7 protein-coding genes are annotated in these 12,218 nt (G+C 67.1%); 2 read left to right on the top strand and 5 right to left on the bottom strand.

All coding sequences use genetic code 11. The features are described from left to right. Window positions 1–282: 282 nt before the first annotated feature. The 3 genes from ACFFIA_RS39085 to ACFFIA_RS39095 form a co-directional block, all read right to left on the bottom strand. Window positions 283–2,283, bottom strand: a complete 2,001-nt coding sequence (locus tag ACFFIA_RS39085; protein WP_377261501.1) for a family 43 glycosylhydrolase — start codon at window positions 2,281–2,283, stop codon at window positions 283–285. Between the two features lie 717 nt (window positions 2,284–3,000). Next, entirely contained in the window at window positions 3,001–4,005 is a 1,005-nt protein-coding gene (locus tag ACFFIA_RS39090; protein ID WP_377261503.1) for a LacI family DNA-binding transcriptional regulator, read from the bottom strand. A gap of 272 nt (window positions 4,006–4,277) precedes the next feature. Further along, window positions 4,278–6,269 carry an alpha-L-fucosidase gene (locus ACFFIA_RS39095; RefSeq protein ID WP_377261491.1) on the bottom strand — a complete coding sequence of 664 codons (1,992 nt, stop codon included), beginning with the start codon at window positions 6,267–6,269 and terminating at the stop codon, window positions 4,278–4,280. 271 nt (window positions 6,270–6,540) lie between these two features. Here ACFFIA_RS39095 and ACFFIA_RS39100 point away from each other — a divergent pair, with 271 nt between their 5' ends. Together ACFFIA_RS39100 and ACFFIA_RS39105 are read left to right on the top strand one after the other, a co-directional pair. After that, window positions 6,541–7,260: a FadR/GntR family transcriptional regulator gene (locus ACFFIA_RS39100; protein WP_377261493.1), complete on the top strand. Its 720-nt coding sequence runs from the start codon at window positions 6,541–6,543 to the stop codon at window positions 7,258–7,260. A 142-nt stretch (window positions 7,261–7,402) separates the two neighbouring features. Next, window positions 7,403–7,696 (top strand): STAS domain-containing protein, encoded by a 294-nt coding sequence (locus tag ACFFIA_RS39105; protein WP_377261495.1) that lies wholly within the window; start codon window positions 7,403–7,405, stop codon window positions 7,694–7,696. A 367-nt stretch (window positions 7,697–8,063) separates the two neighbouring features. On the opposite strand, the gene ACFFIA_RS39110 is transcribed toward ACFFIA_RS39105, so the two are convergent. Further along, window positions 8,064–10,385, bottom strand: a complete 2,322-nt coding sequence (locus tag ACFFIA_RS39110; protein WP_377261497.1) for a beta-L-arabinofuranosidase domain-containing protein — start codon at window positions 10,383–10,385, stop codon at window positions 8,064–8,066. 248 nt (window positions 10,386–10,633) lie between these two features. Next, window positions 10,634–11,914, bottom strand: a complete 1,281-nt coding sequence (locus ACFFIA_RS39115) for a CE1 family esterase (protein ID WP_377261499.1) — start codon at window positions 11,912–11,914, stop codon at window positions 10,634–10,636. Between the last annotated feature and the right edge of the window lie 304 nt (window positions 11,915–12,218).

Consider the following 12,218-nt stretch of genomic DNA (forward strand, 5'->3'; position numbering starts at 1 on the left):
GGGATCGGCCGTGTAGATGGTCTGCACGATCGGGTTGTCGGCCCGCGCCACGCCCGGCACCAGCGACACCACACACAGCAGGCCGATGAGCGATACGAATCCCTGTCTCAAAACCGCCCTGCCTCGGGCACGTGCGGCGAGCTTCACATCTACCTCCAAGCATCTGGGGCCACTTTCGCGGCGATGATGTTCTGTCGAGCGGTGGTCGCCGCGTTCCGACCGCACGCCCGCGCGTGGCGCCAGGCCGGACGACCTGGCGCCACGGTTGAGTACCGGGAGCTTTCAGGGGGTGGTGAGGTCGAAGCGGCGTACGGTGACGGCACCGCCGAGGCTCTGCGTGGCGTGGTTGAAGATGCCGAAGCGGTAGCCCATGAAGAACTGCCAGGCGTTGTTCAATGTGAACGCCGGGCCCAGCCGTGTGAAGGTGCTGCCGTTGGTGCTGTACGAGAAGGTGGCCTGCCGCCCGGAGCCAGGTCTGATGTCGGCGTTGACACGCAGCCAGATCCGTCCACCGGACACGGCCGCGGAGGCCTGTTCGGCGCCGGTGCCGGTGGTGGCCCAGCTGCTGTTCATCGTCAGCCCGTTGGTCATCGACACTCGATAGGCGCCGTTCTCGCGCCGGACGCCGATCCAGGCTGACTGGTCACGCAGCATCGCCAGGCCGGCCCGGTCGCCGTTGGCCATCGTGCTGTAGTCCAGCTCGATGGTGGCGGTGGAAGTCGGGCCCTGGATCCGGTGGGTCAGCGTGTTCCGCGCCGAGTACAGGTCGTTGGTGACGGTCGCGGTCTGGAGCCGCAGCCCGTTGTTCACCGAGTACCGACTGGTGTCCGGATTGTGATTCCACTCCCACTGCGGGCTCAGCGCCGTACCGGCGAAGGTGTCCGTCCCGATCATCGGTTTGACCTGACGCGGCGGGCGGGGAACGTTCGGGTATTGGTACGAGGTGCCCCAGCGACCATTGACGGTCTGCAACACCGGCCAGCCGTCCGAGGTCCACGAGATCGGCGCCAGGGCGGGCACGCGGCCGCCCGGAAAGGCGTCCACGAAGGACATGTAGTACCACTGTCCGTTCTGCGTCTGCACCAGGCCGCCCTGGTGCGGCACTCCCCCGCCCGAGATCGGGCCGGGCAGGTCCAGGAGGACCTGACGCATCTCGTACGGTCCCCAGGGGTTGCTGGCCTTCAGCACGTACTGGCCGTTGGCCGGGCGGGTCAGCCAGATGTAGTAGCTGCCATTGCGCTTGTAGAACCGTGCGCCCTCAAGCGTGCCCACACTGGACGGTGTGGTGAACACCTGCTGGGCGCGGACCTGGCTCAGCCCGTCGGCGGCGAGCTGGGCCACGCTGATCGTGCCGTTGCCGTAAGCGACGTACATGGTGTCGTTGTCGTCGACCAGCAGGCCGGCGTCGTAGTAGCAGTTGTTGATCCGCGCCCGCTTCGTCCACGGCCCCTCCACGGTGGAGGCGGTGTAGACGTAGCTGCGGTTGAACTCCACGCAGCCGATCCAGTAGAACGTGCTGTTGCTCGGCCGGTAGTTCAATGTGGATGCCCAGATGCCTTTGACGTAGGCCCGCCCGCCGGACATGTCGTACGCGCCGTTGTCGAAGTCGAGCCTGGGCACCGAGTGTCCGGCGAACTCCCAGTTGACCAGGTCGTACGAACGCAGGATCGGCGCGCCCGGCGAGTAGTGCATCGTGGACGCCGAGTAGTAGTAGGCGTCGCCGACCCGGATGATGTCGATGTCGGCGAAGTCCTGCCACAGCACCGGGTTGGTAAACGTCGACGGCGCCGAAGTCGTCGGACTGGTGCCGCCGCCCACCCGCACGAGCTGCCACTGCTGGTTGTTGCCACCCCAGTCGCTGTACTGAACGACGTTCGCGCCGTCCACGGTCGACGCGTTCTGCACCTCGACCGCCTTGCCGCTGTTGCGGTTGATGAGCCGCACGTATCCGTCCGGCGAGTCGGCCAGCCGGAACTGCTGGTTGCTCCCGTTGCCGTCGGCCCACTGCACGATGGCCGCGCCGTCGGCCGTGGAGAAGTTGTAGACGTCGAGGACCTTGCCGGAGTGACGCGACTTCAGCCGGTAGTAGCCACCACCGGAATCGACGAACTGCCACTGCTGCCAGGCCCCGTCGTTGCGGGTCCACTGGGTGATCCGCGCGCCGTCGTTGGTGGCCAGGTTGTACACGTCCAACGCCTTGCCGCTGGTCCGGTTCACCAACACATACCACGCGCTGGTGTCGACCGTCGCCGCGGACGCGGACGTGGCGCCCACCGCGACCATCAGCCCGGCGCCGACAACTGCCGTCACCACGGCGGCCAGCCCTGCCCGCCTACCACGACGCCACCGCACGGTTCGTTTCAGCCCACCAAGCACGCCGTGCCCTCCTCTTCGCCCTATCGAAGTCGAACGCGGTCCGGTCCACTCCCACGTCACCGCAGGGTCAGCAGTCCAGGTTTCCGGGCGGTCACTCCGCGTCGATCTCTATCGCTGTTAGCGTTAACAACGACCATCGCTTCCATCATGCAGCGAAACGCACGACTTTGGCCACGGACGCCCCTGGCCTGCTCAAACGGGTAGTCACGCACCCCGCACATATGGACTGTGAACGATAACAGCAGGGCTCGTCAAGATGTTGCGGGCACGTTTCCTGGGATGCCCTCCGCCCGGATGAGTCGCCGAAACCTTGACTCCACGCCGCTTCGGCGCCCTTGGCGCAGATCCGCGCGGGTCCGATGGTCCATCGTGGAGCCTTCGCCGCGCACGGCCGGCTCCACGATTTCGCCAGCCCTGGAGCGATGGCTCCACAGCGCGGCCAGACCTCGCAGATGGCATGGAAAGCGGCCGGGCCATGACGACGGTGCGGCAGCCCTTTCGCCGAGACAGGTGCCGCCGCGGCAAGGTCCTGACCATGGCCACTGGACCGGCGCTGCCGCACGACCGCTCGAACTCGCCACGACCCGCATCGTCCGGGACAGCACTGCCCGCCCTCATCCCGCGTCATATCGTGATGTGCCGAGCACGGGTCGCGCTGGCCCGCACGATGAGCTGGGGTGGCAGCTGCACGTGTTCCACTCGCGGCTCCCCCGCCCGGTCGGGGTCTAGCCGGTCCAGAAGGACGCGAAGGCTGCGCCGGCCGAGCTCGGCGAAGTCCTGGTGGACCGTCGTCAGTGGGGGCAGGAAGAATCCGGAGTCCGACGTGTCGTCGAAACCGACGACGCTCACGTCTCCCGGTACCCACCGCCCGGTCTCATGCAGTGCACGCAGTACACCGAGCGCGACCTGGTCGTTGGCGCAGAAGACCGCGGTCACCGACGGATCGCGGGCCAGTCTCTGCCCCTGTTCGTACCCCGACCTGGCGCTCCACCCGCCCGGCCAGATCGCCGGAACCGATACACCGGCGGCGAGGAGGACGTCGTGCCAGCCGACGATTCGTTCGCGTGCCTCTGGCCAGTCGAGCGGGCCGGCCACGTGATGGACGGTGGTGTGGCCGAGGTCGAGCAGGTGCCGGGTGGCGAGGCGCGCGCCGGCGAGGTTGTCGATGCGCACGGTGGGCACGGCGCCGCTGACGCCGCCGCCCACGCCGACCGTCGGTAGCCCAGACGGGACCTCGACGAGGGTGTCCATCAGCGTGGGCTTGGGCGCGACCGCGATGATGCCCTCGACGGCATGTTGGCACAGGCGGTCGACGGCACCGCGCACGGACTCACTGTCCGCCGTGCGGACGTTCGCGACGGTGACCAGGTAACCTGCGGCGCGCGCCGCTTCCTCGATCCCGTACAGCATCGAGGCGGGGCCGAAGAGCTTGGTCTCGAAGCCCACGACGCCGAGAATGCCGGAACGGCGGGTGACCAGCGTGCGAGCGGCCAGGTTGCGCCGATAGTTGAGCGCCCGCGTTGCCGCCAGCACGCGCTGGCGCGTCTCCTGCCCCACTCGGGGGTGACCGTTCAACACGCGGGACACCGTCTGATGGGAGACGCCGGCCAGCCGCGCCACGTCACGCATGACGATGGAGCGTGGCCGCACGCCGGTGTCAAGATCGGATTCCGGTCGGTTGAAAACAGGATCGTCGAGCCACTGGTCGCGTTCGTCGCCCACGCCTGACCACACCTCGCAATCGCGAACCGCCGCCGCCGTTGTCGGCAGACCCCTTGGGATACCGCCCTCGTGATGGACGTTGATCTGTCTGTTGCCTCGCTGATGCCCTTACGCGGTCGCGCGGTGCGCGTGTCGTCGAGGAAGACGAGGCCGGACGCTCCGTCTTCCCCCATGCGGGGTCACACCGTCGTAATGGTCCATTGGAGGTTCGTGCTGGCACCAGGAGCCCACAGCTTCACCCGCGCGCCGGCGGTCGCGTCGCCCCCGCTGTCCAGGCATGTACCGGTTCCGCGGTTGATGATCTGATAGCGGCCGTTGCCCATGCTGTTCAGTCGCCACTGCTGGTTGTTGCCGCCGTTCCACGGCGCCTGCATCGCGTTCGCGCCGTTGGCGGTGTTTCCCCAGCTGTCAGCCACCATCCCGTTCGTTCGGTTGACGAGGCGGTAGTATCCGCCGCCCAGATCCACAAGCTGCCAGTGCAGGTTGGTGCTGCCGTCGTAGGTCCACTGCTTCAGCTGCGCCCCCGAGGCAACATTTCCGCCAGAGTCCAGGACGAGCCCTGTGGCGGCGTTCGTAATCCGGGCCCAACCCGTCGGGATGCTTCCACCACCGCCGCCAAGGGTCGGAATCGGGCCCGAGAAGGTCAGCTTCACCACGTATGCCGGCGCGGTGAAAGGCGGGCTGGCGGGCAGGGTGATGCGCAGACCCGACCCGTCCTGGACCCGGGTGGGCAGGTTGATGTACGAACCAGCGGTGGAGCCGAGCAACTGCACCGCACCGAGCGTGCTCAGATTGATCCGGCTCGCGCTGAGGGTGGTGATGTTCAGGGTCGTGCCAGGCCAGCCGAGCACGGTGGCGTACAGGACACGGTTGTCCTTGCTGCGAGTGAAGCGGATGTCCTGGCTGGTCCCCGCACGCGGTTGGACGAATGAACCGCCGCCCATCTGCGTGGGGCCTTCGCCGTACGCCGACCAAGCCCGAGTGGCGTAGACAGACTCGCCAAACCGCCGCAGGTAGTCGCCGATGCCGAGCAGGATCGAACGCTGTCCCGACGGTATGGTGCCGTCCGCCATCGGGGCGATGTTGAGCAGCATGTTGCCGTTCTTGCTGACCCGGTCGATCAGCGAGTGCAGCATCGCGTCGAGCGAGTAGTAACCGATGCCGACCGTGTAGCTCCAACTGGAACTGGAGATGCTGTCATCGGTGAGCCAGTACGGGTACTGGAGGCCGGCCGGACCGCCACGCTCGAAGTCATAGACCGAACCACGGTTGTTCAACCCGTCCTTGTACGTGGTGACCACATCTTTGTTCCAGGCGACGGCCTGGTTGAAGTAGTACGCCAGGAAGTCCAGCCGCCGCGACTCGTCGATCCGGTGCAGATTGAAGTCCTGCCAGATGATGTCGGGCTGGTAGCCGTCGATAACTTCCCTGAGCTTGTCGTACCAGAGCTGCTGCTGCTCGGCGGCGCTGAGCTGGCCGTAGAGCTTGCGCAGACTCGTGGTCGACTGTGCCGGTACCCGCTCGTAGAAGCCGGTGAAGTTGAAGGCGTGGTGGAGGGAGACGACCAGCTTGAGACCCCTGGCGCGGATCGCGTCCGCGTGCAGGCGGAGCAGGTCGAGCCGAGGCCCCGTGGCGACCGAGTTCCACTCGTTCACGCGGCTGTTCCACATCGAGTAGCCGTCGTGGTGTTCGGCTACCGGCCCAGCGAATCTCGCGCCGGCGTCGGCGAACAGTTGCGCCCACTCGTTCGGGTCGAAGTTGCCGCCCGCCGATCGCAGGCGCGGGGCGAACTGTACCCAGTTGCCGGCCCGGTCTCGGGCTCCGTTGATGAAGTTGTGATAGGGCCAGGCCGACGGTTCACCGTAGACACTGCGGTGGTGGTTGTTCTCCCCGGAGCCGCTGAAGTACATGTTTCGCGGGTACCACTCGTTCGCGAAGGCGGGAACGCTGAAGACGCCCCAGTGGTAGTAGATGCCGAACTTGGCGTCCTGGAACCACTCGGGAGCTGGCGGGTGCTGATCGACCGACGCCCACGTCGGCGTGTAGCTAGATGGTCCGTCGGTGGCCCAGGCGACGCCGGCCCGGACCAAGCCGGTGGCCGCGGCGGCGCCGGCCAGGCCTGCCGCAGTGATCAGTCGCCGTCGCGTGAACGTGAACATCGATGAGGACATCGCGGGTTCCTCTCTGGATGGGGGTGCCCAGCGGCGCGCATAACGCCAGACATCAAACGTTAAGTCACCGATAGGAGTGAGTCAATGCGTTCCGCAGCCCGCCCACGATGCCCCCTCTCAGGCAGGTATCCGCTGGTCCGAGCCGTAGACACGGAGGCCGATGGAGACATCTGACTTCAACATCAAGAGTAAGGGGTCATATGATGTATCGGCCGCAGGCCACCTGTCGGGTAAGCTCACCGTCGCCGCACCAGGGCAGAAGTGGACGTCGATGTCTCGCGCTGACGAAGTGATCAACAGCATCAAGCACATGATCCTCGAAGGGGTGTTCCGCCCCGGAGACCGCCTGCCCATCGAGAAGGAGCTCGCCGAGTCGCTCGGCGTCTCACGCGGTTCCCTCCGCGAAGGGATCTCCGCGCTGTCGATCCTGGGCGTGGTCGATACGCGGCAGGGCAACGGCACGTACATCACGAATCTCGACGTGACGCAGCTACTGGCGCCGATGGGTTTCGTCGTCGACCTCGAAGGTCGAGGCGACGCGCGCCATGTCCACGCGATCCGCCGCCTGCTGGAGTGCGAAGCGGCCAGGTTGGCCGCCGCGCGGATCACCGACCAGGCCCTCACCGAGGCCCGCGCGCTGCTCGACGAGGCGACCCGGATCGCCAGCGAGGTACCACACGACCACGAGTGCATCATCGAGATCGACATCAACTTCCACCGCATCATCGCCGCGCACACCGGCAACCCGGTCCTGGTGGGTCTGATCGACGCGTTCGCCGGCCGCACGGTGCGGGCACGGCTGTGGCGGAGCCTGCACGAGGAGGGCGCCGACAGGCGCACCCACGACGAGCACCTCGCGATCTGGAAGGCGCTCGCAGCACGCGATCCGGAGCGGGCGCGGATCAGGATGGCCAACCACCTGATCGGCGTGGAGGAGTCCCTCAATGCCTTGCCCGACGACGACACGCCAACGCCTCCAAAGATTAGATGACATTTCTGGCTCCGCGTGAAGCAAGCCACACAAATCCGAACTATCAACCACCCTTTGACGAAAAACATCAAATCTTTGTAGCGTTTAATCACCTCGTCTGTAACTCGCCGACTCGGCGACGACTCCGGAAGGGTGGGCTGCTATGCAGCTCCCGGACAGGATGTCCTGCCATGTCGAAACGCACGGAAACGGCATACACCTCATCGTCTCCGGCAGGCTGGACGAAAACACCAGCGGCGACTTCTCCCTCTCGGTTCGCAGCGTGCTCACCGGCCGTCCAGATGTACTCGTCCTGGACCTGACGACCGTGGAATTCCTCTCCCCGGAGGGCACCACAGCCATCGTCGACGCTGTGCTCCGCGCTGGGGAGAGCCGCACCAACGTGGTCTCCTGCCCAGCCCTGCGGTGCGGCAGCGGCTCGACCCGCTCGGGCTGAGCCAGGCCCTTCCACTCGACGGCGCCGATCCCACGGCCACCAACCCACCGCCCGCCGTGTCCGCATAGGACGGACATCGCCCTGTGACCAGCGGTGTCCTCCGGGGCAGAGCGGCGAGGGTCAGACCGACTTGCGGTAGACACCTTCGGCCTCTCGGAAAGCACGGACGAGGCTGTTTCGCGGCCGCGATCCCGAGCCGAAAGCGTCTGTTCTGCACGTGAATCCTCGGGGTAGGTGGGGCAGGAGGGTGGCGGCGCGGGGGCGCGCGGACCCCGCGCCGCCGCGCGGGAGTGAGGTCTACAACCGCGTGCTCGTCTGCGCGGTGCCGAACGAGCACGTCAATCGCCAACCGTCAATTCAGGAATCCCTAGCTGTTGCGCGCGATTCGCCACCGGTTGTCGGCGGTGCCGTTGTCCGAGTCCTGGACCGCGAACGCGCCGACAGCGGTGGAATTGTTCTGGATGCCGAGCAGCTTGCCGCTGTGCACGTTGCGAATCTTGTATGTCCCATCCCCCTGGTCGAGCATCGTCCACCTGTGGTCGGCGGTGCCGTTGTCCGCCCACTGCAACACGGTGGCGTTGTCCGCTGTGGACATGTCCTGTACCCCGAGCACTTTGCCGCTGTGGGCGTTGCGGAAGCGGACCGCGGTCCCGTCAGGGACCATCTCCCAGTTGTGGTCCGCGGTGCCCGAGTCGTGCCATTGGAGGGCGCGGCCTCCGTCCGCCGTCGACATGTTCTGGATGCCCAGCACGAAACCGCTGCCCGCGTTGACGAGACGGACAGTGCCACTGCCCTGGCCGCCGGTGTTCCAGTAGACGGTGTAGTTGTGGCCGTGCGCGTCGTAGAAGGGGCCCAGGTTGACCGCGACACCGTTGGCGATGGCGGTGAAGGCGAGCGAGGCGCTGCTGGTCCGGGTGACCGAGGACGTGTTCAGCGACGGGAGTGAGCTGAGCGACGTGTTGCCGTAGTTTCCGGACAGCACGACGGGACCGAACGTGACCGCCGCCACGTTCGCGTTGTCGTTGGCTGCCCGCATGACGACACGCATCGGCAGGCGTACCGTGACCGTGTCGCCGGAGGTCCACGAGCGGGTCACGGTGGCGTAGCTACCAGGCGTGGTGGTGAGGCCCTGCGCCACGCCGTTGACGCTGACGGTGGCTCCGGTGGTCCAGCTCGGGATCCGGAGGCGCATCGACCACGTCCCACTGACGTTGCCGGTAACCTGGAGCGTCGTCGTGTCGCTGACGGGGTACGACGTGCTCTGAGTGACCGTGATTCCGCGTTGCGACCAGCTGAGCACCGACGGCACGAACATGTTCACGATGAGGGTGTTGTCGCTGTGGAAGTAGATGGAGTCCATCAGCTGGGTGTGCATTTCCAGGCCCGTGCCCTGGCAGCACCAGAAGCTGTTGTAGTCGGTGCTCCAGGTGCCACCGCCCCACGCCGGACCCACTCCACGGCGGCCTCCCGGGTTGAGCGGGGTGAAGTAGGTGACGTGCCCGTGGCTGTCGGCCGGGTTCTGTTGGCCGATCATCTGGTTAAGCCAGGCCCGCTCGTAGTAGTCGAACAAGGCGACCCGGCCCGGGTCCAACGTGAACAGTTCCCGGGTGAGCCTGAGCATGTTGTACGTGTTGCAGCTTTCGCAGGTGTCCCTGTTGAGGTAGCCGGCGATGGCGTTGGGCGGCCGGAAGTGCTCGGCCTGGCTGTTGCCGCCGATGGCGTACGTGTGCGCGTTGACGCAGATGTTCCAGGCGTTGGCGGCGATGTCGCGGTAGCGGGCGGTGCCGGTGGCCTTGTACTCCCGCACGGCCCCGATCCACTTTGGCACCTGGGTGTTGGCGTGCAGCCCGTTCAGCTGGTCCTGGTTGGCCGCAAGCGGGTTGAACACCGCGGCGTGGTCGAACCGCTGTGCGGCGGTGAGCCAACGCGGGTCGCCGGTGTACTGGCACAAGTCGGTCAGCACCGCGTTCATGCCACCGAATTCCGTCCCCAGCATCGACTGCATCTGCTGGCTGCTCAGCCGGCCGGTGCGCCAGTCAACCCAACCGGCGAGCCTCAACAGCACGTCACGCGCTTGGGTGCTGCCGATGTGACGCCAGACGTCGAGCAAGCCGGCGAGCGTCTTGTGGATGGCGTAGTACGGCACGTTCCCGTTGGACAGGGTCCGCGCTTCAAGGGCGTTGAAGTCGGACTCGGGGAAGCCGGACAGGTAGCCGGTGTTGAACCCGGCGGTGCCGTTGTTGGCCTGGCACTTCGCCAGCTCCGCAACCATGTGGTTGGCCTTGTCCCGGCAAGCGGTGTCTCCGGTGACGGCATACACCTGCGCCCAGGCGGTGAGAAAGTGGCCCTGCATGTGGGTACGGAAGGGGAAGGTCGGCGCGTCCCAACCCCCGTTGGCGGCGGCGCCGTTGGTGGACAGCCGGTGGTTGGCCCGAAAGTTGTACAGCAACCGGTTGACGTCGACGAACCGTAGGTAGGCGACGGTGCGGTTCTGGTTGTCCAGCCACCTGCTCGCCGTCAGCCGCACCTGGCCGAGTTCGAAGGCGTAGGCGGACACTCCGATGTCGGGCCTGACTGGCGCGATCGCCGCCTGCGCGGGCGAGCGTCCGAGAGCGGAGCCGGCGGCGGTGGCAGCGGCCACGGCGCCAGCGGTCTGGAGCAGCCGTCGCCGGCTGACGGAGGATGACATGTTTCACCTTCCCGGTATCAAAGATGGTGCCGTTGCGGAGACGTTCCCCCACGGCCGCGAACGCGCCGAGGAATCGTGATGCCATGACCGTGAGCGTGGTGCCTCATTTGCCATCCGGTGCGGGTAACGGGACGTTCATGGGGCGAGCGTCGCCGCGACGTGGAGGGTGTGTCCTACCGGCGGCCCGTTCGGGAGAATGGCCGGACACGCCGCGGCGTGCCCGGCCGGAAGTGACGGTGGTTCGGCTGCTACGCCCGCGTACACGTCGGTAGCGGTGTGCTGTTGGTGCCGGTCGACGTGCCGATGAAGCCGAAGGTGGTCGACGTGCCGGGGCCCAGGTTGCCGTTCCAGGTCTCGTTGGAGACGTTCTGGGTGCTCCCACTGGGCGCGTTGCGACCGCCCCAGATCTGGGTGATGGTCTGCCCGTTGGCGAACGTCCAGCTCACCCGCCATCCGGTGAGGGCGGTCGCGCCCGCCGTCACGGTGACCTCGGCCTGGAAACCGCCCTGCCACTGGCCGGTGACCCGGTAGGTGGCGGCGCAGTTCCCGGGCGGCTGGCTGGTCGGCCCGGTCGCCGGCGGCGTGGTGGGCGGGGTCGTCGGCGTGGTGCCGGCGAAGTGCGTGAAGAACCGCCACACCTCGCCCGGGACCCAGGTCCGCGACCCGCTGTCGCCACCGGCGCCGTCCTGGGGAGCCGCGATGTGACCGCCGTCGAACGCCGCCCAGACGACCGGGTAGCCGGCCCGGCATCCCGAATAGCTGAAGACCGTATGGGTCAAGCTGCCCGCCCTCGGCTCGGGCGGGCTGGCCGCCGTACAACCGTTGTTGCGGACGAACCGGTCGCGCAACGACCGTCCGCTAGCGATGTTGTCGCCGATTCCATGCACGCCGAGGTAGGCGACCGGCTGGGTACCGCCGCTACAGCCGCTGAGCGTACCGGGAGAGGACTGGACCGCGACCGCGCGGAAGACGTTCGGACGGGCGCATGCCAGCGCGTAGCTCATCGCGCCGCCGTAGCTGAAGCCGACAGAGAAGCGCTGCGTCGTGTCGACACACAGTTCGCTCTCGATACGCCGGAGCATGTCGTCGGCGAAGACCAGGTCTTCGCCGCCGGCGTTGGCCCAGCCGTTGTTCAGGCCCTGCGGGGCGACGAAGATGGTGCTGTTGTTCGACAGTCGCAGCAGCCCGTAGTACGCCCACACGTCACGCTGCACGGTCTGCCCGGTGGCGACGTCGACGGCGGTGCCGCCCCACCAGTGGAAGCCGAAGACCAACCGGTACTGGCGGTTGCGGTCGTATCCGTCCGGGAGCCGCAGGATGAAGCTGCGGTTCTTGCCGCCACTCTGGATCGTGTGCGTCCCGCTCGCCAGCGTGGGGGCCCGGCCGCATCCTGCGGTCGCCGCGAGCGTGCCGACATCGGCGGCCGACGCGGCACCGCCAAGCGTGCCACTGAGCAACGCACCGCCCGCCATCAGGACCAGCATCGCCGCGGCCGCGATCGGCTTGGCGATGGCTTCACGTCTGAACATGGCGCAACTCCCTCCGCTGGTGGATGTCGATGTGGCGACAGATAGACCGAGGTCGGAGACCACAGATGTGCTGATCGGAAGGCGTCGTCGTCGCTCGTCGGGAAGGAGCCACGATGCTGACCTCTCTGGGAGTGTTGTTTTCCGGGTACGCGGGGATCGATGTCACCTGGAGCGTGGTGCTCCCGTCGGCGAGCGGGAGCAGCACGGGTTCCTCAGCAGGTGGGGCTGGTATGGGTGAGCGGGCCTATCCGCCGGGTCGTTGCCGGACCGCGGCGGCTTCGCCCGCAGGACCGCCGCGGGCCGC

The organism is Phytohabitans kaempferiae (assembly GCF_042433955.1).
Classification (GTDB): Bacteria; Actinomycetota; Actinomycetes; order Mycobacteriales; family Micromonosporaceae; genus Phytohabitans; species Phytohabitans kaempferiae.